This window comes from Lipingzhangella rawalii (genome assembly GCF_031628175.1).
In the GTDB taxonomy this organism is placed as follows: Bacteria; Actinomycetota; Actinomycetes; order Streptosporangiales; family Streptosporangiaceae; genus Lipingzhangella_A; species Lipingzhangella_A rawalii.
The window spans coordinates 19,229-41,696 of the sequence record NZ_JAVLVT010000008.1 but is presented as its reverse complement, the minus strand read 5'-3'; the positions used below and the strand labels follow the sequence as shown (position 1 = coordinate 41,696).

Sequence of the window (22,468 nt, the reverse complement as noted above, 5' to 3'; positions counted from 1 at the left end):
TGGAGCCGAGACGGAAGGCCACGTCGCCCCCGGGCTGGCGTCACCAGAAGTTCACCAATCTCTCGATTCGCGGTCACCGGACAGCCGAAACCGGGTAATCTTCGGTGAATGTGACCGCAGATTCGATGACCCCCCATACCCCGGTCGAGCCGCAGGCCCGGGAGGCCCGGCGCACGGGGATCCTTCCGGACGACCGCCGAATCCTGGCAGTGGTCGCGGTCGTTGCCGCCCTCCTCCTGGTCGTACTCACCTCGCTGGTCGCCACCCGGTGGGATCCCCTCATCTGGTTCGACACGGGCGCGGCACTGCACCTGTACAGCACGGTGCACCCCCTGCCCACACTGGGTCATGGGCTCGAGACGTGGACCGACCTGTTCGGCACCCGGGTCATGATCGCCTTGGGGGTGCTTGTGGCGGTGTGGCTGGCCCTGCGTCGCCAATTCACCTCGGCTGTGTGGGCGCTCGGGGCCACCGGCGCCGCCGGCGCGGTTGGCTGGGTGATGAAGCATGCGGTGGAGCGGCCCCGGCCGGAGTTCATCGACCCTATCGCCACCGGCAGTGGGCCCGCGTTTCCCTCGGGGCACGCCCTGATGGCCACGGTCGGCATGGGGGTGCTCCTGTTCGCCACGCTGCCCCTGGTGCGGGGCGCGTGGCGGTGGGTGGTTGTGGTCCTCGCCGTAGGAGTGGCGTTCAGCACGGGTGGCACGCGCCCCCTGTTGGGCGTGCACTGGATCTCGGACGTGATCGCCGGGGCCAGCCTGGGCGTTGTCATCCTCGCTGGGAGCCTGCTCGTGTGGACGTTTCTACCGCAGTCCCTGCGGCGCTGGGACCGGGTTCCACCCCAGAGCTGACACTGCTACTAGCCTGCTGGTATGCGCATTGTTATCGCCGGTGGACACGGCAAGATCGCCCTCCGTCTCCAGCGCCTGCTGGCACAGCGGGGAGACCAGCCCGTGGGGCTGATCCGTAATCCCGACCACGCGCCCGACCTGCGGGCGGCCGGGGCGGAGCCAGCCCAGGTGGACCTGGAGCACACGACCGTTACCCAGCTCGCAGAGCAGCTCATGGGTGCCGACGCGGCCGTGTTCGCGGCCGGGGCCGGGCCCGGGAGCGGCGCCGAACGTAAGGAAACTCTGGACCGGGCCGGGGCGGTCCTGTTCGCTGACGCCGCCTCCCTCGCCGGGGTCCGTCGTTTCGTGGTCGTATCCGCCCTACGGGTGGACGAGGAGCCCCCAGCGGATACCGACCCCGTGTTCGCCGCCTACCTGCGGGCCAAGGGAGCCGCGGACGCCGACATCCAGCAGCGCGGTGCCGAGCTCGACTGGACGATTCTGCGCCCGGGCCGTCTGACGGATGTGACCGGAACCGGACGGGTGCAGCTGGCGTCCGAGGTGGAGCATGGTGACATTCCCCGGGACGATGTTGCGGCCACGCTGCTCGCCCTCCTGGACGAGCCGGGAACCGTCGGGCACACGCTGGGCCTGGTCGCGGGCAGCACCCCGATTCCGGACGCGGTGGCCCAGATCGCCGCGAAGGGAGCGGGTGGCTCCTAGGCACACGGACGGGGCATCATGGCAGTGAGCGGCTCCGTCGGGCGGTGATGCCCGGCGGGCACCACAGTCGCAGCGCCCGCCGGGCGCCAGACCGCCAACGAGGCAGATGGGTACGGGTGGCACGCATGAGCGTCACGCAGGTCGTCAGGGAAAGCACGGTCGTCGAGCACGCGCGCGTGGCCGCGCAGCAGAAGCGCACCATGTTCGTCGTCCAGCTCAAGGTGAACGCCTACGACGACACCAGCAGCAACATGCGTCCGGGCCTGTCCCGTGTGCTGGAGAGTATCGAGGAGGCGGGCTGGCGTCTGGAACAGTGCTCCCCCACCCAGACAGAGGAGGGCGAGGCGGCCCAGCTGTTCATCTTCCGCCCCGAAACCAGTCAGGGGTCGAACCGGGGACAGTCCGACGCAACCGGGGGCCAGCAGCCCCAACAGCAGCACCCCCAGCACCAACAGCCGGGCCAGCCCCCCACGGGCGGACATCCGTCCTACGACCCCTACGCGGGCTACCAGTACCCCTCGGGGCAGCAGTACCCGCAAGGCCAGCAGTATCCCGGCTACGGTGGCGGGCACCAGTACCCCGGTTATGAGCAGAACCCCTATGGTCAGCAATATCCGGGCTACGGACAGTACCCGGGCTACGGGCAGCAGCAGTGGTAGGTGCCGCCGGGGCGCGGGTTTCCCGTTCCCGGGCCGGGAACGGGCCGTGGCCCGGGAGCCGGTCCGCGGACGGCGGGGTGCAGTAGTCGAGCCCCTGCTTCCCGCACCGGCACCGGGCGGAACGGACGTGCTCCCCGACTTCGGCCTCCAGATCCTGGAGGGAGTACCCCCTCGGGAGCGCTCCAGCCGAGGATGTGCTCCAGCAGTGCGGAGACGACCCCACCGCGCTACCACCGCGTGGCGGCACCCAAGACGCTGAATTCCCAGTTCCGGGACGTGAACGCGTGCAGGCCCCCACAAACCCGCGCTACCGCCCGAAGGACCCATGGTGGTCCAGAGCGGGATCTGGGGGCTGCGGAGGCCAGGGGCATCCGGGACAGCCGCGCGCTCCGGCGCGGGCACGCCGTTCACCCTCCGCCGGTGGTCGTTCCGGGACCCTGCGGTCTCGCCGCCTCAGCGTTCGTCGACGACACACATACCTGGATGCTCCGGTGCCTGGCTGGACCCGGGTGCGGCGATCCGGGACCCGTACGGGGACGCCGACCGGCCTACTCGGCCGGGGCCACGCCGATGGGGCAGCTCACGCCGGTGCCGCCCACGCCACAGTAGCCGTTCGGGTTCTTCGTGTCGGCAAGGTACTGCTGGTGGTAGTCCTCGGCGAAGTAGAACGGGCCGGCGGGCAGGATCTCGGTGGTGATGGTGCCGTAGCCGTGCCGGTTGAGGACCTCTTGGTAGCGCCGCAGTGACTCCTCCGCCGCGGCGCGCTGCTCGTCGTCGCGCACGAAGATCGCCGAACGGTACTGCGTTCCCACATCACCTCCCTGACGCATGCCCTGGGTGGGATCGTGGCCCTCCCAGAAGTGCCGGAGCAGTTCGGTGTAGGTGATGCGTTGGGGGTCGAACACGACACGCACCGCTTCGGTGTGCCCGGTCTGGCCGGTGCACACCTCCGCATAGGTCGGATTGGGGGTGTATCCACCCGCGTATCCCACGGCGGTGGTGACGACACCGCGCTCGGCGCCGAGCCGCCAGAAACCGCGTTCCACCCCCCAGAAGCAGCCCATCGCGAACTCCGCGATCCGGGTGCCCTCCGGGTAGGGGGGAAGCAGCGGGGTGTGTAGAACCTCATGCCGCTCGGGTACCGCCATCTCGGTGTCGCGCCCGGGCAGCGCCTCGGCTTCGGTGACCAGCTGTGTCTTGGGAAAGGCGACCATGACTCCAGCGTATCCACGGCCACCCCCACGTGGGCTTCATCGGTCTGTGAAGCAGAACTAACTACCAATCGGCATCGGATCATCCTACGCTGAGCAGCGTGTCCGAACTTTCTCGCGGCCTCGCCTTCGGCGTGTCTGCCTACCTCCTGTGGGGCCTGTTTCCCCTCTATGTTCCGCTTCTGCAACCGTCGGCCCCGGTGGAGATCCTCGCGCACCGGGTCGTGTGGTCACTACTGGTTGTGTTGCTGATCCTCGCGGTGCGCTGGCACTGGCACTGGATCGGTTCCGTACTGCGCGACCCCCGGCGGCTCGCGCTGCTCGCGGTGGCGGCCGCGGCCATCAGCGTCAACTGGGGCCTGTTCATTTTTGCCGTCCACATCGGACAGACGCTTCAGGCGGCGCTGGGCTACTTCATCAACCCTCTGGTCAGTGTTGCCCTGGGGGTCCTGGTCCTACACGAGCCCCTCCGGCGTGCCCAGGTCGTGGCGGTTGCCCTCGGGGCAACCGCGGTCCTGGTGCTGGGGTTCGCCTACGGTGCGGTTCCGTGGCTCGCTCTGGGTATGGCCGGTAGCTTCGCCGGTTACGGTCTGCTGAAGAAGTTCATCGGCCTGGACGGCCGGGAGGGACTCACCGTTGAGACCGCGATGCTGCTGGTGCCCGCGCTGGCCTATGTGGGGTGGCTGCACGCCACTGGGGCGGGCACCTTCGCCACGGTCTCGGTCGGACACACCCTGCTGCTGATGGGGGTCGGAATCGCGACCGCGCTACCACTCGTGCTGTTCGGTGCCGCGGCCTTCCGGATCCCCCTCACCTATGTGGGCATGTTGCAGTTCATCGCCCCGATCATGCAGTTCCTCATCGCCTGGCTGGTATTCGAGGAGGAGCTTCCGCTGAGCCGCTGGGTGGGTTTCGCCATCGTGTGGACGGCCCTGGTCGTGTTCGTCGTGGATCTCGTCCGACAGCGGCCCCGCCGTGACCCCGTCGCCATACCGGACCCGATCCCGTCGGCGTCGCTGGCGGGACCGAACGGGCATCCCCTGCCGCCTCAGCGACCGGTGGATCCCTCCGCGGGTCGCTCACCCGACGGCTGCGGCCCGCCCGGCTCCACCTCGGACTGCGGCGACGCGCCCGCGACCGGAGAGTCTTCCCGAGGAGCGGGAACTCCGGGCAACAGGCCGTAGTGGCGGTAGATCGCGGCTTCCTGCTCGGCGGAGATGTGTTGATCCGCGTCGAAGCTGGGGGCGCGACGTATGGTGTCCCGGTCGAAGGGCACGACGAGGTCTTCGTCGACAGTGCGTGCCCCCCGCATCGGCACGAGGTGCTCACTCGTGCCGAACAGCCCGGTGCGGGCGGTCACCCAGGTGGGCATCCCGCTCCGGTCGTCCAGATAGACCTGTCCGATCTTTCCGACAGCGTTTCCGTCCCGGTCGAGCAGTCGATGGCCGATCAACTCCCGGGCTCCAATCCGCGGTGCCACGACGCATCCCCCCGATCACGCCACTGTCACCGAAGGTAACTCCGGTACTACGGTTTCTACCCGGATTTCGGTGCCGAACGCCTGTGGCGTGTCTGTGGCACGCCACCGGTGATCCGTGGTCACCGGTGATCCGTGGCCACCGGTGGCGTGCCCAGGCGCGGACGGGATTCGGCGACACAGGTGCAGGGCGGGCCCCGATGCGGGCCCGGCCAGGCAGCCGCCGGGAAAACAACGGGGGCCGGTCCACGGGACCAGCCCCCAAGCGTGGATGCGCGCGTTGTTATCCGGAGCGCCGCACAACGTAGTCGCACAGTCCTTCGAAGGCCTGGCGCGCGGGTCCGACCGGCAGCGTGGCCAGCTCGGCACGGGCCTTGTCCGCCCAGGAGCGCATCGTCGCATGGGCGGTGGGCATCGCCGGATGGGCCCGGAGCAGCTCCAGGGCCTCCTTGGTCTCCGCGTCGTCCAGGCGCCGGCCGAGCAGGCTCCGCAACCGTTCCCCCTCCGGATCCGTTCCCCGGAGGACGTAGAACATGGGCAGGGTGAGCACACCCTCCCGGAGATCGGTCCCCGGGGTCTTCCCGGAGTTTTCGGTGTCGCTGGCCACGTCCAACAGATCGTCCGACAGTTGGAAGGCCATCCCGAGTGCCTCGCCGGCCCGGGTAATCGTTTCGATGTCCTTGGGGTCGGCTCGACCGAACATCGCCCCGAACCGGGCGGAGGAGGCGATCAGGGATGCGGTCTTGTCCGCGATGACCTGGAGATAGTGGTCCAGGGGGTCGCGTTCCTCCCGGCTGCCCGCGGTTTCCAGGACCTGGCCCTGCACCAGTCGCCCAAAGGTCTGTGCCTGTAACCGGACGGCGTCCGCCCCCAGGTCCGCCAGGATTTCCGACGCCCGTGCGAAGATGAAATCCCCGGTCAGGATCGCGATGGAGTTTCCCCAGCGCTGGTTGGCACTGGGTTTTCCCCGACGCAGCTCCGCCTCGTCCATCACGTCGTCGTGATAGAGGGTCGCCACGTGCGTCAGCTCCACGACCGCGGCGGCGGGAACCAGCTCCGGGGCACGGGGGTCGCCCAGGCGTGCGGCCAGCAGTACCAGCATCGCCCGGAAACGCTTGCCCCCAGCGGCCAGGAGGTGTGTCGCCGACTCCGCCAGGAGCTGATCACTCGCCGACACCGTGGCGTGCAGGTGCTGCTCGACCAGCTCCAGCTCCGCCTGGACCTCCCGGGCGAGGGATTCGTCGACGCTCGGCAACGCGAGGAACCCGCTGGGGACAATACTGCTCACCTGAAAGCTCCACCTGTCGGCTGCGCGCGGCGCACGGACGAGTCCCGGAATCCGGACAGGCCGCACGCTCGTGGGATGGACATCGACTTGACAAGTTAGCGGACGCGTCTGCCCCTAACCAACGCGGCGCCGCGTGCGCCTTGTCTCAGCGTAGGCAGTTTCAGCGTACGTACATGTCCATCGGACTCGCCTCCTCTGGCACACCCTCCTGGGCCGGCTGCGGGAGAAGGTGATCGAATACCGGGCCGGGCATAATCCCCAGCACCAGGGTGGCCGCCACACCGACACCGATCACGGAACCGGTGAGCGGGCCGGGTGTGACCACCCACGGCCCCTCCTCCTGCGGTTCGCTGAAGTACATCAGCACGATGATCCGCACGTAGAAGAAGGCCGTGATGGCACTCGCCAACACACCGACGACCACCAGCGGGGCGGCACCCGCTGCGAGGGCGGCCTCGAACACGGCGAACTTCCCGATGAAGCCACTTGTGAGCGGGATTCCCGCAAAGGCCAGCAGGAACAGGGCCAGGGCTCCCGCGAGTAGGGGATGGCTGCGCCCAAGGCCGGCCCACTGGCTGAGCTCCCCCGCTTCGGCGCCACCTTCGCGGACCCGAACGAGAGTGACAACGGCGAACGCACCGACGGTGGTGAACCCGTACGCGGCCAGGTAGAACAGCGCTCCGGCAAGGCCCTCCGGACTGGCCGCGACGACGGCCGTCAGGATGAATCCGGCGTGCACCACCGAGGAGTAAGCCAACAGACGCTTGACGTCACGCTGGGTCACCGCGATCGCGGCGGCGACCACCATCGTGAGAATGGCAACGATCCACAGCATGGGACGCCAGTCCCAGGTCAGACCGTCGAAGGCGAGGAAGAAGACCCGCAGTAGCCCGCCGAAGGCGGCAACGACCGTCCCCGAAGCCATCAGCGCGGTCACCGGAGTCGGCGCTCCCTGGTACACGTCGGGCTTCCAGTTGTGGAACGGTACCGCCCCCACCTTGAACAGGAGGCCCACCGCGACCAGCGCGATGCCAAGCATCAGCAGCGGCTCGCCCTGCTCGACGACGCCCGCCCCGCCCGCGGCGGCGGCCTCGTCGATGTCCACGAAGTGCACCGAGCCCGCGTAGCCGAACACCAGCGCGATACCGAACAGGAAGAACGCCGAGGAGTAGGCACCCAGCAGGAAGTACTTGAGGGCCGCCTCCTGGGAGAACAGACGTCGCGTCCGGGCCAGCCCGCACAGGAGGTACAGCGGAAAGCTCAGTACCTCCAAGGCCACGAACATGGTGAGGAAGTCGTTGGACGCGGGGAACAGGAGCATTCCCAGCACCGCGAACAACACCAGCGGGTAGACCTCGGTGTGCTCGGACTCGGCTTCCTCGTGTTCGCGTTCCTCCTCGCTTCCGGGAATGGTGGCTGCCTGTGGCGCGAAGGCTTCCCGGCGATTGGCGGCGAACAGGAGCAGGCTCGCCAAGGCCAGGAGGAGAACCGTTCCGTGCAGGAACAGGGTTGGACGATCAATGGCGACCGTCGCGAACGCGATCGTGACCCCCGGCGAATCCGCGGGCAGCTCGCGCACCTGCACCAGCAGGCAGACGAAGGCCACCACGAGGCCCACGAACGCGAGCACTAGCTGGGTGGGCCTGCGGTGTGCCCGGGGCACGAAGGCTTCTACGACGACCCCCAGTACCGCTGCTCCGAAGACCACCAGCATGGGGGCCAACATGAGGTAGTCGATGTTGGGGGCTTCCTGCACGGCGGGGTCGAGGGAAGCGAGAGTCCCGCCCGCGGTCAGCATGCTCACTCGCCGACTCCTTCTGTCTGGTCAGCGGCCGCACCGGCCTCCGCCTCATCGAGGCTGGGGGCGGGGTCGGTGACATCGATCTGTTCCATGGTCTGTTCCACCGCCGGGGTGACCGGCTCCAGCAGCGGCCGGGGGACAAGCCCGAACCCGATGATCAGGGCGATCAGTGGTGCCACAGCCAACAGCTCCCGTCCGGACAAATCCGGCATGGAGCGCAACCGGTCCGGGGTCGGTCCGGTCATCGTGCGCTGGTACAGCCACAGGATGTACAGCGCCGCCAACACCACACCCACGGCGGCGATCACGGCGGGCACGGGGTAGGCCGCGAAGGTGCCCACGAACACGAGGAACTCGCTCACGAACGGAGACAACCCCGGCAACGACAGCCCGGCCAGGCCAGCGATCAGGAACATTCCGGCCAGCCGGGGGGCGACCCGCTGGACACCCCGGTAGTCCTCCAGCTGGGCCGAGCCCTGCCGGGCGATCAGGAAGCCCACCACGAGGAACAGTGCGCCGGTGGCCAGACCGTGGTTGACCATATACAGCGCTGCCCCCGCCTGGGCCTGGCTCGTCATGGCAAAGATTCCCAGGATGATGAACCCGAAGTGGGAGACCGAGGTGTAGGCGATCAGGCGGAGCATGTCCGTCTGGCCGATCGCGAGAACGGCGCCGTAGACGATACTGATCAGGCTCAGCACAATGACCGGCCACACGAACCAGTGCGCGGCCTGTGGGAACAGCTCCAGGCAGTACCGCAACATCCCGTAGGTTCCGACCTTGTCCAGGACCCCCACCAGCAGTACCGCGGTTCCGGGCCGGGCGGACCCGGCGGCGGTGGGCAGCCAGGTGTGTACCGGCCACATGGGGGCCTTGATCGCGAACGCCACGAAGAACCCGAGGAACAGCCAGATCGCCACGGTGGTGTCGAGCCCGGAGAGGGCTCCCTCCGGGCCGGTGAGCTCCGTCCACAGGAAGGTGGGCTCGCCCGCGCGGGCGCTGGCAACGTACACCCCGATCACGGCGACCAGCATGAGCAGGCCACCGAACAGGCTGTAGAGCAGGAACTTCATGGCGGCGCGCGCCCGGTCGGCACCGCGGCCGTAGCGTCCGATCATGAAGTAGACCGGAATCAGCATGACCTCGAAGAACACGTAGAACAGGAAGACGTCGGTGGCGGCGAAGACCCCGATCATCATGGCTTCGAGGACGAGCACCAGGGCGAAGTAGCCCTTGCCGTCATCCGGGAAATCCGCGGTATCGCGCCAGGCGGCCAGCAGCACCAGCGGCACCAGAAGCGCCGCCAGGGCGATCAGAACCAGGGATATGCCGTCGACACCGACCGCATAGTGCACGCCGAACCGGGGGATCCACGATTGGACCTGCTCGAATTGCAGGCGCGGACCGCCCGGCTCGAACTGCACGGCGATCGCGATAACCACCGCCAGGGTGGCCACGGACACGGCAAGCGCGATCCGCTTGGCATGCTCGGAACGGTCGCGCGGCATCAGCGCAACGCCCAGCGCGCCCAGTGCGGGCAACGCGATGGCGAGTGTCAGCCAGGGGATAGTCACGTCTACTCGAACCTCACTACTAGCCGGCCAGCACGGCCAACATCGCGGTGACCACGACCGCTGCGCCGAGCAGCATCGTCAACGCGTAGCTGCGCCCGAAACCGGTTTGGGTACGACTCAGTGCCCGCGAACTGCCCGCCACGCTCGCGGCAACCCCGTGTACGGCACCGTCGACGACCTTCTCGTCCACGGTGACCGCAGCCCGGGTCAGGACCTGACCGGGCCGCTCGAACAGGGTCTCGTTGACCGCGTCGCCGTACAGGTCATTGCGGGCCGCAACCGTTACGACGGTGCCCGGCGGCTGCTCTCGGGGAACCTGGGCGTCCGTACGGCCGTAGCGGTACCAGGCGAGGGCCACACCGAGCACCATGACGGCCAGGGCGGCCAGAGCGATCGGATCCGTGAGCATGGCGGCGAGGTCGAACGTGGCGACCTCCGCTCCGGTGGCCGGCTGGAGGAACTCGGCGAAGCGGTAGCCGAACACCAGAACCGCGCCCAGGGCCACCGATCCCACAGCCAGCAGGATCATCGGCCACGTCATGGAGCCGGGGGACTCGTGCGGGTGCACGTCCGCGTCCCAGCGCCGCGTTCCGAAGAACGTCAGGAACATGATCCGGGACATGTAGAAGGCGGTCAGCCCGGCCACGAGGAGTGTCAGCGACCCCAACACCGGTCCGGTCACGGCACCACCGTCCACCGCGTCGACGCCGTAGCCGAACGCAGCCGCGATGATCCCCTCCTTGGTCCACCATCCGGACAGGAACGGGAATCCGATGATGGCGAGATACCCCAGGCCGAAGGTGGCGAAGGTGATCGGCATGGCGGAACGCAGCCCGCCGAACCGCCGCATGTTGACCTCGTCGTGCATGCCGTGCATGACCGATCCGGCACCGAGGAACAGCCCCGCCTTGAAGAAGCCGTGGGTGAGCAGGTGGGCGATGGCGTAGGCATATCCTACGGGGCCGAGCCCCGCCGCGAGCACCATCATCCCGATCTGGCTCATGGTCGAGCCGGCGAGTGCCTTCTTGATGTCGTCCTTGGCGCAGCCGATGATCGCGCCGGCGAGCATGGTGGCCGCGCCGACGATCGCGACGGTCAACTGCGCGGCTGGAGCCAGCTCGAAGATCGGCCCGGAACGCACGATGAGGTAGACCCCCGCGGTGACCATCGTCGCGGCGTGGATCAGGGCGGAAACCGGGGTCGGGCCCTCCATCGCGTCCAGGAGCCAGGCCTGGAGCGGCAGCTGTGCGGACTTACCGCAGGCCGCCAGCAACAGCAGCAGCCCGAGTACGGTCATCATTGTGGTGCCGGCCTCGCCTGCCGAGGCGTGCACGGCCTCGAAGGTCACCGAGCCGAGGGCCGCGAACATCACCATGAGTGCGACCAGCAGTCCGATGTCACCCACACGGTTGATGAGGAAGGCCTTCTTCGCCGCGACCGCGGCCGAGGGCTTGTACTGCCAGAACCCGATCAGGAGGTAGGAGGCCAGCCCCACGCCCTCCCAGCCGATGAACAGCAGGGCGTAGTTGTCCGCGAGAACCAGCAGCAGCATTGCCGCCAGGAACAGGTTCAGGTAGGCGAAGAAGCGGCGCCGTCCCGGATCCTCGGCCATGTAGCCGACCGAATAGATGTGGATGAGTGATCCGACCCCGGTGATCAGCAGCGCGAAGCTGATGGACAGGGGATCGAGCAGCAGGCTCACATCCACGGAGAACGTGCCCACGGACAGCCACTCGTAGACCTGGACGACGACCTCGCGCTCTGCGGGCGTGCGGTCGAGGAGGGCGAATAGCCCCACCAATGCGAGTACGAAACTCGCCAGGGGTGTCGCGAGGCCAAGCCAGTGGCCCCACGGATCGACGCGCCGCCCACCCAGCAGCAGGATCGCCGCGCTCGCCAGCGGCAGGGCGATCATCAGCCAGGAGTACCCCAGGGCGCCGGTCGTGGCTGAGGTATCGGCCAGGGTCTGTGCTTGCGTCATTGTGTCCCGAGCAAGGATTGTCGTCACGTTCCCTGCCCCTCTAGTGCTTGAGCAGGCTGGCGTCGTCGATCGACGCCGACCTGCGGGTCCGGAAGATCTGCATGATGATCGCCAGGCCCACCACGACCTCGGCGGCGGCCACCACCATCACGAAGAACGCGACGATCTGGCCCTCGATGGTGCCGTGCATGCGGGCGAAGCTGACGAACGCCAGATTGCAGGCGTTCAGCATCAGCTCCACGCACATGAACACGATGATCGCGTTCCGGCGCACCAACACGCCCACGGCCCCGATCGTGAACAGGACGGCGGCCAGCAGGATGTAGTTCATGGGGTCCATTGGCTAGTCCTCACCCCGCTCGGTGCCCGTGTTGCGCTGGTCGGTGTCCTGCTCGCCCGTGTGCTGCCCGGGCTGCTGATCCAGCGCGTCGTGGGCCTCGTCGCTACCGCCGGTGACCTCGGGTGCCTCGGGGGGCTGTTCCTCGCGTGCGGCGAGGATCGGGTTGATCGACAGTTTGGCGACGCTGCCGTCGGGAAGAAGGGCGGGGGCGTCGATCGCGTTGTGGCGTGCGTAGGTTCCCGGTCCGGGCAGCGGGGTGGGGTGGTCGCCCCGGATGCGTGCCCGGGACTGGTCCCGCTGGGAGTTGCGGCGCCGGCGTTCCTGGTGAGCGAGGATCAGCGCCCCGAGGACGGCGACGATGAGCAGGGCCCCTGTTGCCTCGAAGGCGATCACGTAGCGGTGGAACACTTCGAGGGCGACCCAGGGCACGTTCCCACCGGCCTCCGCGGTTCCCGCGTCCAGCCCCTGTGGCGCTCCCAGCCGAACCCGGGTGAGGCCGATCGCCAGGGCTCCGAGGAAGCACGCCGCGACCACGGCGCTGAGCACGCGCTGGCCTCGAATGGTCTCCGTGAGTGAGTCCGCGGAGCTGACCCCCACCAGCATGAGAACAAACAGGAACAGCATCAGCACGGCGCCGGTGTAGACGACGATCTGCACCACCATCAGGAAGGGTGCCTGGTGGATGCCGTAGAAGACCGCGAGGATCGTCATCACCAGGGCGAGCATGATGGCGGAGTGCACTGCCTTGCGGAGGAGCACCACCCCGAGTGCCGCGAGCACCGCGATACTGCCCAGCACCCAGAAGGCCGCGGTCTCACCCGCAGAGATCACCGTGGCCAGCATCAGTTCGGGGGATTCGCTGATCGGGTTCACCGCGCGTCCTCACCGTTCGCACTGCCCTGCTGCGTCGTGGTCTCCCGGCCCATCCGGTAGTAGTCCTGCTCGGTGTCCCCGAGTCGCATCGGGTGCGGGGGCTCCTCCATGCCCTCCTGGAGCGGCGCGAGGAGCTGCTCCTTGGTCCAGATGAGGCTCTCCCGGTTGTCGTCGGCGAGCTCGTACTCGTTGGTCATGGTCAGCGCGCGGGTCGGGCACGCTTCCACGCACAGTCCGCAGAGGATGCAGCGTAGATAGTTGATCTGGTAGACGCGGCCGTAACGCTCGCCCGGTGAGTAGCGGGCGTCCTCAGTGTTGTCGCCGGCTTCGACATAGATGGCGTCCGCCGGGCAGGCCCAGGCACACAGCTCACAGCCGATGCATTTCTCCAGCCCGTCCGGCCAGCGGTTGAGCTGGTGCCGGCCGTGAAACCGGGGCATCGTGGCCTGCTTATTCTCGGGGTACTGCTCCGTCTGTGGGGTTCGGAACAGGTTATGGAAGGTGACACCGAACCCTCTGACCGGGTTCAGGAAATCAAGCACCGGTGACCTCCTTACGCGGTTCCTGCCGCGACACGCGGGGTTCCGCGGCGACACTGGAGCCGTAGTGCGGCGCGTTCTTGGGTGGCACGGGGAAACCGCCGTGCATGGGGTTGTCCCGCAAAGCTGCCTCCTGAGCAGCTGCCTCGGCCGCCTCGGCGGCCTCCTGCCTGCTGACCGACCGGTCCCACATCACAATCGCGGCGACGATCAACGCGAGCATGGTGAACACCACCGAGACCACAACCGCGGTTCCGGCCTGTTCGCTCTGGAGCACCCGCATCGTCGCGACGGCCACGATCCACACCAACTGGACGGGAATCAGGACCTTCCACCCGAGTTTCATCAGCTGGTCGTAGCGCACCCGCGGCAGGGAGGCGCGCAGCCAGATGAAGAAGAACAGGACGACGACGAGCTTGAGCATGAACCACATCAGTGGCCACCAGCCGTCGTTGGCGCCGGCCCAGAACGCGGTGACGGGTGGTGGCGCGTGGTATCCGCCGAGGAACAGGGTCACTGCGATCGCCGAGACCGTGACCATGTTGATGTACTCCGCGAGGAAGAACAGCGCGAACTTCAGCGAGGAGTACTCGGTGTGGAACCCGCCGACGATCTCGCCCTCCCCCTCGGCTAGGTCGAAGGGGAGCCGGTTGGTCTCCCCGACCATGGTGATGACGTAGATCACGAAGGAGGGCAGCAGGACGATCGCAAACCAGGAGGGGGCCCACACCTCGGTCCCGAACAGGGTGATGGTGTTCCCGCCAGCCTGTGCCTCGACCACACCGGAGGTGGTCATGGTTCCGGCGAACATGAACACCGCGACGAAGCTCAGTGCCATCGCGATCTCGTAGCTGATCACCTGGGCCGAGGAACGGAGTCCACCCAACAGGGCGTAGGGCGAACCGGAGGCCCACGCACCCAGCACGATCCCGTACACCCCCATCGAGGCGGTGGCGAGGACCAGCAGAACCCCGACGGGCAGATCCGTCAGCTGAAGGTGTGTCTCCTGTCCGAAGATGGTGACTTCCGGACCGAACGGCACGATCGCCAGGGCCATGAACGCCGGAACGGTGGAGAGCACCGGCGCGAGGACATAGACGACCTTGTCGACCTTCGCCGGGACGATGTCTTCCTTCAGTGCCAGTTTGATCCCGTCCGCGAGGGACTGAAGGATGCCGAACGGCCCGTGCCGGTTAGGGCCAAGCCGGTTCTGCATCCGACCGATGATGCGGCGCTCGCCCCAGATCAGCAGCAGCGCCATCACGACACAGAAGCCGAAGATCGCCAGGACCTTCCCCCCGATCAGCCACCAGGGGTCGCCCCCGAACCCCTCAAGATAGGGGTCCGCCTGCGCGACGGTGGTCAGGGCCGGTGACCCGGCCACGATTGTGCTGGTCATCACGCCTTCCCTCCGGTCCGTGCGGCCTGGTCCGGCTCGGTGTCCTGCGCCGGCTGCACCGTGTCCGCCGGGACAGCTGTGTGCGCTCCGACACCAGAGGCGTTGGCTGATCCGGGCGGATCGACCGCCTGGAGGTTCACGACCGTGCCCCGTCCCGCACCGAGGCTGTACCGGACTGCGCACCCCTCGGCGTTGGTTGGCAGCCACACCACCCGGTCAGGCATCTCGGTGGAGACCACGGGCAGCTGTATCGCCCCCCGGTCGGTGGCAACCCGCAGCTGTTGGCCTTCGGCCAGCCCCGCCTCTGTTGCCGTGGCGGGACTGATCCGTGCAACGGCGCGCCGGGCGGTCCCGGCGAGGAACGGTTCCCCGTCCTGCATCCGCCCCTGGTCGAGTAGCTCGTTCCAGGTGTCCAGCACGGCCTGTCCCGCCTCCGGGGCCGGTTGCGGTTCGGGGCGGGCAACCGGCGCGGGCGGACGAATCCCGTCCCACTCGCCGAGTTCGGCCAACTCTCGCCGCGCCGCCTCCGCGTCCGGAAGCCCCAGGTGCACGTCCATCTCATCGGCCACGGCCGAAAGCACACGCAGGTCAGACATGGCGGTGGGCAGGTTCAGGGCCTGTCCGAAGGTGCGGGGACGCCCCTCCCAGTCCAAGAAGGTGCCGGACTTCTCGGCGACCGCTGCCACGGGGAACACGATGTCGGCCCGGTCGGTGACGTTGCTGGCGCGCAGCTCCAGGCTGACGATGAACGGTACCCGCGCCAGGGCTTGGGTTGCGGCCTCGGGGTCGGGCAGATCCGCGAGATCGACACCCGCGATGACCAGCGCGTCCAGCTCACCGGCGGCGGCAGCCTCCACCAGGGTGGCGGTATCCCGTCCCGGCTGGGCCGGCAGCTCGGCCACGGACCAGCTGCGGGCCACCGCGGACCGGGCGGGAGCGTCGGTGACCGGACGCCCCCCGGGCAGGAGCCCCGGCATCGCCCCGGCCTCGATGGCACCACGCTCGCCCGCGCGGCGCGGGACCCAGGCCAGTCGCGCCCCGGTGGCCTCGGCCAGCCGCACCACCGCCGACAGTGCTCCCGGGGTTTCGGCCAGTCGCTCACCCACCATGATGATGGCCTCGCCCGAGCCCTCGCCGAGGGCGGTGGCTGCTGCGGTGAGTGCGGCGTCGTCGCCGGCTGTGTCGGTTCCGGTGGTGGCGGTGTGTGCGGTCAGGGCCTGGAGAAGCTCGGCTTCGCCGCCCGGCGCGGTGCGGAGCAGGGTGCCCCGCAGCTTCGTGAGGCCGAGGGTCTGGTGGCTTCCCAGGGCGAAGACGCGCTGTCCGTGCTGGCGGACGGCCTTACGCAGCCGCAGCAGCACCATCGGCGACTCGTCCTCGGGCTCGAATCCAGCCAGCAGCACGGTGGGGGCGCGCTCCAGGTCCCGGTAGCGAACCTGGAGTCCCCGCCCGGCAACCCGGGCGGTGAGGAACTCCTCCTCTTCCGGACTGTGTGGGCGTGCCCGCATGTCGATGTCGTTGCTGCCGAGAGCGAGCCGGGCGAACTTGCTGTAGGCGTAGGCGTCTTCGAGCGTCAGCCGGCCACCGGTGAGCACGCCGACACGGCCCGGCCTGGCGGCGGCGAGTCCCTGAGCGGCGAGGCTGACCGCCTCCGACCAGGACGCGGTTTCCAGGGCACGGCTGTGGCTGTCCCGGACCAGTGGATGGTGCAGCCGGTCCGCCTGGGTGGCATAGGTGAAGGCCCAGCGGCCCTTGTCGCAGTTCCATTCCTCGTTGACCTCGGGGTCGTCCCCGGCGAGGCGGCGGGTCACCTTGCCCCGCCGGTGGTCGGTGCGCTGGGCACATCCCGAGGCACAGTGCTCGCAGGCGCTGGGGGTGGACACGAGGTCGAACGGGCGGGCCCGGAAACGGTAAGCCGTCCCCGTGAGTGCCCCCACCGGACAGATCTGCACGGTGTTACCGGAGAAGTAGGACTGGAACGGTTCCCCGGGGGCGATGCCCACCTGCTCGTCCGCACCGCGCTCCAGCATCTCGATGAGCGGATCCCCGGCGATCTCGGCGGCGAACCGGGTGCAGCGGGTGCACTGGATACAGCGTTCCCGGTCCAACAGCACCTGGGTGGACAGGGAGATGGGCTTGGGGAAGGTGCGCTTGACGTCGAGGAACTGCGTTTCGCCCTGTCCGGTGGACATGGCCTGGTTCTGGAGGGGGCACTCGCCGCCCTTGTCGCAGACGGGGCAGTCCAGCGGGTGGTTGATCAGCAGGAACTCCATGATTCCCCGCTGCGCCTTCTCCGCGACGTCCGAGGTGATCTGGGTCCGGACGTCCATGCCCTCCATCACGGCGAGCGTGCAGGAGGCCTGCGGTTTGGGCATCGCTCGGCCGTTGCCGGCATCGGGCACTTCCACCAGGCACTGGCGGCAGGCCCCCGCCGGCTCGAGCAGGGGGTGGTCGCAGAACCGTGGAATCTGGATCCCGAGCAACTCCGCCGCGCGAATCACGAGGGTCCCCTTGGGGACCCGGATCTGGAAGCCGTCGATGGTGACGGTGACCAGGTCCTCGGGGGGTGTCTGCGGATCGACCCCGGCGGGTATGTTCGTCGCAACGGTCATGAGGACTCCCCCCACACGGTCGACTTGGTGGGATCGAACGGGCAGCCGCCCTGCTCGAAGTGGTCGATGTACTCCTGCCGGAAGTAGGAGATCGAGGAGGTCACGGGGCTGGTCGCACCGTCGCCCAGGGCACAGAACGAGCGCCCGAGCAGGTTGTCACAGATGTCCAGGAGCTTTTCCAGATCCGCCTCGGTTCCTCGTCCGTGCTCCAGACGTTCCAGCACTTGGACCATCCAGAAGTTGCCTTCCCGGCAGGGCGTGCACTTGCCGCAGGACTCGTGCGCATAGAACTCGATCCAGCGCAGCACGGCGCGCACTACGCAGGTGGTGTCGTCGAAGATCTGAAGGGCACGGGTGCCGAGCATCGACCCGGCCGCCCCGATCGCCTCGAAATCCAGCGGTGTGTCCAGATGGTCCGCGGTGAGGATCGGGGTGGAGGAGCCGCCGGGGGTCCAGAACTTCAGCTCGTGTCCCTCGCGCACGCCACCGGCCATGTCCAGCAGTTCCCGCAGGGTTACCCCCAGGGGGGCCTCGTACTGGCCGGGGCGGCTGACGTGTCCGGACAGCGAGAAGAGGCCGAAGCCGGGGGACTTCTCCGTGCCCATGGCGGTGAACCAGTCGGCTCCGCCACTGACGATGCTCGGCACGCTGGAGATCGACTCGACGTTGTTCACCACGGTCGGTGAGGCGTACAGTCCGGCCACCGCGGGGAACGGCGGCTTGAGGCGTGGCTGTCCGCGGTAACCCTCCAGGGAGTCCAGCAGGGCGGTTTCCTCACCGCAGATGTAGGCACCAGCCCCAGCGTGCACAACCACCTCGAGGTCGAACCCGGAGCCGAGAATGTTGGTGCCGAACAGACCGGCCTCGTAGGCTTCGGCGACCGCCTGCCGCAGGCGACGGATCACGTGCAGGACCTCGCCGCGGACATAGATGAAGGCCTGGTGGCTGCGGATCGCATAGCAGGTGATGGCCACGCCCTCGAGTAGGACGTGCGGGTTGGCCAGCATGAGTGGCACGTCCTTACACGTGCCCGGTTCGGACTCGTCGGCGTTGACGACGAGGTAGCGGGGCTTGGGGTTGTCCTTCGGCAGGAAGCCCCACTTCATTCCGGTTGGGAAACCCGCGCCTCCTCGGCCACGCAGGCCTGCGGTTTTCACGAGATCCACAAGCTCGTCCGGGTCCATGCCCAGCGCGGTGCGCAGGGACTCGTATCCACCTTCGGCACGGTAGTCCGCGAGGGTGAAGGACTCGGGACGGTCCCAGTTCGCCGACAGGATCGGGGTCAGGGTGGTCACTCGCTACCCTCCTCCAGCACACCGGTTTCCTGCGGGTCGGGGGCGCTCCAGCCCCGTTCCCGGGCCAACCGAAGGCCGGCGAGACTCGCCTCGCCCGCCTGGGGGCCCTCGCCTGCCCGCCCGTCGGAGAAACCCGCCAGGATGCGAGAGGCCTGACGCCAGGTGCACAGGCTGTCCGGACCGCGGGTGGGGCGCACCGCGGCGCCGTCGCGGAGGTTGTCGACCAACTCCCTGGCGCTGTCCGGGGTCTGGTTGTCGAAGAACTCCCAGTTGACCATAACGACCGGGGCGTAGTCGCAGGCCGCGTTGCACTCGACATGCTCGACCGAGACCGTGCCGTCGGGCGTTGGTTCGTCGTTGCCAACTCCCAGGTGTTCCTTGAGCTCGGTGTAGATCTGGTCGCCACCGAGAACGGCACACAGGGTGTTGGTGCACACCCCCACGTTGTAGTCGGCCGTGGGGCGACGCTTGTACATGGTGTAGAAGGTCACCACAGCGGTGACCTCGGCTTTGGTGATGTCGAGCTGCTCCGCGCAGAACGCCACACCCCGGTCGCTGACGTAACCCTCCTCTGACTGCACCAGGTGCAGCAGCGGCAACAGCGCCGATCGGGCCTGCGGATAGCGGGAGATGATCTCCTTGGCGTCGGCCTCCAACCGCTGCCGTACCTCGGGGTCAAACGCCCCCGCGGTCTCGGCGCGGTCCGTCCCGGCCGTCTCCTCAGTCACCTGTCCACCCCTCCCATCACGGGGTCGATACTGGCCACGGCCGCGACGACGTCGGCCACGCTTCCGCCCTCACACATGGCTGCCACGGCCTGGAGGTGGGTGAAGGACGGGTCCCGAAAGTGCACACGGTGGGGGCGGGTTCCGCCGTCACTGACCGCGAGGCAGCCCAGTTCGCCCTTGGCGCTCTCCACCGCCACGTAGGCCTGGCCTGCGGGGACCCGGAACCCTTCGGTCACCAGCTTGAAGTGGTGGATCAGGGCCTCCATGGACTGGCCCATGATGTGGGCGATGTGGTCCGGAGAGTTCCCGAGACCGTCCGGGCCGAGCGCCAGTCGGGCAGGCCATCCGATCTTGGCATCGTTGATCATGACGGGCTCGGAGCGCAGCCCCTCCAGTTTGTCCACGCACTGCTCGATGATTCGTAGGGACTGCTCCAGCTCGGCGACGCGCACGCGATAGCGCGCGTAGACGTCACATCCCTCGGACACCGGAATGTCGAACTCGTAGTTCTCGTACCCGCAGTACGGCTGGGACTTACGCAGGTCCCAGGCCAGGCCGGTTGCGCGCAGGAGCGGCCCCGTCGCGCCGAGCGCCATGCAGCCGGACAGGTCCAGGTAGGCGACATCACGCGTTCGCGCGAGGTAGACGGGATTCTCATCCAGCATTTTGCGCAGGGTTGCCACGCGCCTGGGCATCTCGGTGAGGAACTCACGTACCTTGCCGAGGGTTCCGCTGGGCAGGTCCTGGGCCACACCTCCGGGGCGGATGTAGGCGTGGTTCATCCGCAGCCCGGTGATCATCTCGAACAGGTCGAGCACCATCTCGCGCTCGCGAAACCCGTTCGTCATGATCGTGGTCGCGCCCAGCTCCATTCCGAAGGTGGCCATCGCCACGAAGTGGGAGGCCATCCGGTTGAGCTCCATCATCATGACGCGGATGACCTGGGCGCGTTCCGGGATCTCGTCGGTGATGCCGAGGAGCTGTTCCACCGCGAGGCAGTAGGCCGTCTCGTTGAAGATCGGCATCACGTAGTCCATGCGGGTACAGAACGTGGTGCCCTGCGTCCACGTCCGGTACTCCATGTTCTTTTCGATGCCGGTGTGCAGGTAGCCGATTCCGGCCCGGGCCTCGGTCACGGTCTCACCGTCGAGGGTGAGGATCAGCCGGAGCACTCCGTGGGTCGAGGGGTGCTGCGGCCCCATGTTGACGACGAGCCGGTCGGTTCCGGCTTCCCGGGCGGCCGCGATGACCTCGTCCCAGTCGGCGCCCGAGGCGTTGAACACACGCTCGCCACCACTACCGGTGGACGTCGCGTCAGCTGCGGCTGGGGTGCTCACGCGTATGACCTCCGCTCGTCTGGTGGGGGGACCGTCGCACCGCGGTAGGTGACGGGGATCCCGCCCAAGGGGTAGTCCTTGCGCTGGGGGTGGCCGTGCCAGTCGTCCGGCATCTGGATCCGGGTCAGGGCGGGGTGTCCCTCGAAGACGATCCCCAGCAGGTCCCACGCCTCGCGCTCGTGCCAGTCGTTCGTGGGGTAGGTGTCCACGATCGAGGGCACGCGCGGGTCACTGTCGGGAACGCTGACCTCCAGACGCAGAAACCGGTTGTGCGTGATCGAGCGCAGGGGGTAGACGGCGTGCAGCTCCCGCCCGGTGTCCTCCGGGTAGTGCACTCCGGCCACCCCGAGGCACAGCTCGAACCGCAGGGCGGGCTCGTCCCGCAACAGCCGTGCGACAAGCGGCAGGTACTCCCGGTCCAGGTGCAGGACGAACGTTCCCTGCTCCACCACGACCCGCTCCACGGCGGTGTCGAAGGTGGTCCCCTGCTGTTCGAGAGCTGCGGCCAGGGTCTCGGCCACCTCGTCGAAGTAGGCGGTCTTCGGATTGTCCGGATCGCCGTAGGGCGGCTCGGACCGGGCCGGCGGTTGTTGACGCACCTGGAGGCGACCGTAGCCGGAGGTGTCCCCGGTGGTCTTGGCCCCGAACATCCCGGTGCGCACCACCGGTGTGGCCAGCCGTTCCGCGCCCCGACGCTCGGGTAGACTCTCCTCGTCGTTTAGGTTAGGCTGGCCTTCATTGTTGGTTGCGGGTGAATCGGAGGTCATCGTGACACCCCCTCAGTGTCGTCATCCCGCTCCACCAGGGGAAGCGTGCGCAGTTGCCGCTGCTCGTTCTCCTCGATCTCCTGCTCCCGATGCACCCCGAGCTTCGTGTTCTGGATCTGGTCGTGCAGCTTGAGGACCGCGTCCAGCAGCATCTCCGGCCGCGGCGGGCAACCGGGCAGGTAGACGTCCACCGGAACGATATGGTCCACCCCCTGCACGATGGCGTAGTTGTTGAACATTCCACCGCTGGAGGCACAGACGCCCATGGCGATCACCCACTTGGGTTCGGGCATCTGGTCGTAGATCTGACGCAGGACGGGGGCCATCTTCTGGCTCACCCTGCCGGCCACGATCATCAGATCGGCCTGGCGAGGGGTGGCCGAGAAGCGCTCCATCCCGAACCGGGCCAGGTCGTACCGTGGGCCACCCACCGACATCATCTCGATCGCGCAGCACGCCAGCCCGAATGTGGCCGGCCAGACCGAGGACTTACGGGCGGCTCCGACCAGCTGCTCGACCGTGGTCAGCAGGAAGCCGCTCGGCAGCTTCTCCTCGACTCCCATCAGTCCCACTCCAATCCGCCACGCCGCCATTCATAGGCGTAGGCGATTGACACATTGACCAGGAACAGCACCACCGCGATCAGCCCGAACAAGCCGAGTGCGTCCAGATGGACCGCCCACGGATACAGAAAGATGATCTCGATGTCGAAGATGATGAAGAGCATGGCGGTCAGGTAGTACTTCACCGTGAACCGACCACCACCACTCGGTTGGGGGGTGGGTTCGATCCCGCACTCGTAGGGCTCCAGCTTGGCCCTGTTGTACCGGCGGGGACCGGCAATATGCGCCGCGAACAGTGAGAACAGCGCGAACGCCGCCGCAAGGCCACCCAGCACCAGGATGGGGGTGTACAGCTCCATCGCTAGCCGATCCTCTCCTCGTCGCGGACACACAACGGTCCGCTCGTTGGTATGTCCAGCGCCGGCACCACCGGACCCGGGCCGGGGTAATTCACCCCCATGCCAGCCAACACGG

General features: G+C 68.0%; 20 protein-coding genes and 1 pseudogene. 4 read left to right on the top strand and 17 right to left on the bottom strand.

What is annotated here, in order from left to right:
• The first annotated feature begins 125 nt into the window (after positions 1–125).
• The 3 genes from RIF23_RS15775 (at position 126) to RIF23_RS15765 (ending at position 2,212) form a co-directional block, all read left to right on the top strand.
• A complete protein-coding gene (locus RIF23_RS15775) occupies positions 126–851 on the top strand; it encodes a phosphatase PAP2 family protein (protein ID WP_310913321.1) in 726 nt (241 codons plus the stop codon).
• A 21-nt stretch (positions 852–872) separates the two neighbouring features.
• A complete protein-coding gene (locus RIF23_RS15770; RefSeq protein WP_310913320.1) occupies positions 873–1,553 on the top strand; it encodes an NAD(P)H-binding protein in 681 nt (226 codons plus the stop codon).
• A gap of 125 nt (positions 1,554–1,678) precedes the next feature.
• Complete coding sequence (locus tag RIF23_RS15765; protein WP_310913319.1) at positions 1,679–2,212, top strand: hypothetical protein; 534 nt, start codon at positions 1,679–1,681, stop codon at positions 2,210–2,212.
• A gap of 548 nt (positions 2,213–2,760) precedes the next feature.
• Here the strand turns inward: RIF23_RS15765 and msrA are convergent.
• A complete protein-coding gene (gene msrA, locus RIF23_RS15760) occupies positions 2,761–3,426 on the bottom strand; it encodes a peptide-methionine (S)-S-oxide reductase MsrA (protein ID WP_310913318.1) in 666 nt (221 codons plus the stop codon).
• A 98-nt stretch (positions 3,427–3,524) separates the two neighbouring features.
• On the opposite strand from msrA, the gene rarD reads away from it, so the two are divergent.
• On the top strand, positions 3,525–4,607 hold the full coding sequence (gene rarD, locus RIF23_RS15755; protein ID WP_310913317.1) for an EamA family transporter RarD: 1,083 nt from the start codon (positions 3,525–3,527) through the stop codon (positions 4,605–4,607).
• 86 nt (positions 4,608–4,693) lie between these two features.
• Here the strand turns inward: rarD and RIF23_RS15750 are convergent.
• The 16 genes and pseudogenes from RIF23_RS15750 to RIF23_RS15675 all read right to left on the bottom strand — a co-directional run.
• Positions 4,694–4,903: pseudogene (locus RIF23_RS15750) on the bottom strand (PRC-barrel domain-containing protein); the annotation flags it as partial.
• Positions 4,904–5,183: 280 nt separating this feature from the next.
• On the bottom strand, positions 5,184–6,188 hold the full coding sequence (locus tag RIF23_RS15745) for a polyprenyl synthetase family protein (protein WP_310913316.1): 1,005 nt from the start codon (positions 6,186–6,188) through the stop codon (positions 5,184–5,186).
• Positions 6,189–6,348: 160 nt separating this feature from the next.
• Complete coding sequence (gene nuoN / locus RIF23_RS15740) at positions 6,349–7,986, bottom strand: NADH-quinone oxidoreductase subunit NuoN (RefSeq protein WP_310913493.1); 1,638 nt, start codon at positions 7,984–7,986, stop codon at positions 6,349–6,351.
• A gap of 2 nt (positions 7,987–7,988) precedes the next feature.
• Entirely contained in the window at positions 7,989–9,563 is a 1,575-nt protein-coding gene (locus RIF23_RS15735) for an NADH-quinone oxidoreductase subunit M (protein ID WP_310913315.1), read from the bottom strand.
• 19 nt (positions 9,564–9,582) lie between these two features.
• Entirely contained in the window at positions 9,583–11,544 is a 1,962-nt protein-coding gene (nuoL, locus tag RIF23_RS15730) for an NADH-quinone oxidoreductase subunit L (RefSeq protein ID WP_310913314.1), read from the bottom strand.
• A 40-nt stretch (positions 11,545–11,584) separates the two neighbouring features.
• Positions 11,585–11,884 carry an NADH-quinone oxidoreductase subunit NuoK gene (gene nuoK / locus RIF23_RS15725; RefSeq protein WP_310913313.1) on the bottom strand — a complete coding sequence of 100 codons (300 nt, stop codon included), beginning with the start codon at positions 11,882–11,884 and terminating at the stop codon, positions 11,585–11,587.
• 3 nt (positions 11,885–11,887) lie between these two features.
• Positions 11,888–12,757, bottom strand: coding sequence for an NADH-quinone oxidoreductase subunit J (locus RIF23_RS15720; RefSeq protein ID WP_407659484.1), 870 nt, complete (start codon positions 12,755–12,757; stop codon positions 11,888–11,890).
• On the bottom strand, positions 12,754–13,299 hold the full coding sequence (nuoI, locus tag RIF23_RS15715; RefSeq protein ID WP_310913312.1) for an NADH-quinone oxidoreductase subunit NuoI: 546 nt from the start codon (positions 13,297–13,299) through the stop codon (positions 12,754–12,756). Before nuoI ends, RIF23_RS15720 begins: the two co-directional genes overlap by 4 nt.
• A complete protein-coding gene (gene nuoH, locus RIF23_RS15710; RefSeq protein ID WP_310913311.1) occupies positions 13,292–14,695 on the bottom strand; it encodes an NADH-quinone oxidoreductase subunit NuoH in 1,404 nt (467 codons plus the stop codon). Before nuoH ends, nuoI begins: the two co-directional genes overlap by 8 nt.
• Positions 14,695–17,304: an NADH-quinone oxidoreductase subunit G gene (locus RIF23_RS15705; protein WP_310913310.1), complete on the bottom strand. Its 2,610-nt coding sequence runs from the start codon at positions 17,302–17,304 to the stop codon at positions 14,695–14,697. The genes nuoH and RIF23_RS15705 overlap by 1 nt, the downstream gene beginning before the upstream one ends.
• Positions 17,301–18,599 carry an NADH-quinone oxidoreductase subunit NuoF gene (gene nuoF / locus RIF23_RS15700; protein WP_310913309.1) on the bottom strand — a complete coding sequence of 433 codons (1,299 nt, stop codon included), beginning with the start codon at positions 18,597–18,599 and terminating at the stop codon, positions 17,301–17,303. Before nuoF ends, RIF23_RS15705 begins: the two co-directional genes overlap by 4 nt.
• Positions 18,596–19,327: an NADH-quinone oxidoreductase subunit NuoE gene (nuoE, locus tag RIF23_RS15695; protein WP_310913308.1), complete on the bottom strand. Its 732-nt coding sequence runs from the start codon at positions 19,325–19,327 to the stop codon at positions 18,596–18,598. Before nuoE ends, nuoF begins: the two co-directional genes overlap by 4 nt.
• Complete coding sequence (locus RIF23_RS15690; RefSeq protein WP_310913491.1) at positions 19,324–20,610, bottom strand: NADH-quinone oxidoreductase subunit D; 1,287 nt, start codon at positions 20,608–20,610, stop codon at positions 19,324–19,326. Before RIF23_RS15690 ends, nuoE begins: the two co-directional genes overlap by 4 nt.
• A gap of 50 nt (positions 20,611–20,660) precedes the next feature.
• Entirely contained in the window at positions 20,661–21,431 is a 771-nt protein-coding gene (locus RIF23_RS15685) for an NADH-quinone oxidoreductase subunit C (RefSeq protein WP_310913307.1), read from the bottom strand.
• On the bottom strand, positions 21,428–21,994 hold the full coding sequence (locus RIF23_RS15680) for a NuoB/complex I 20 kDa subunit family protein (RefSeq protein ID WP_310913306.1): 567 nt from the start codon (positions 21,992–21,994) through the stop codon (positions 21,428–21,430). Before RIF23_RS15680 ends, RIF23_RS15685 begins: the two co-directional genes overlap by 4 nt.
• Positions 21,994–22,353 (bottom strand): NADH-quinone oxidoreductase subunit A, encoded by a 360-nt coding sequence (locus RIF23_RS15675; RefSeq protein WP_310913305.1) that lies wholly within the window; start codon positions 22,351–22,353, stop codon positions 21,994–21,996. The genes RIF23_RS15680 and RIF23_RS15675 overlap by 1 nt, the downstream gene beginning before the upstream one ends.
• Positions 22,354–22,468 lie beyond the last annotated feature (115 nt).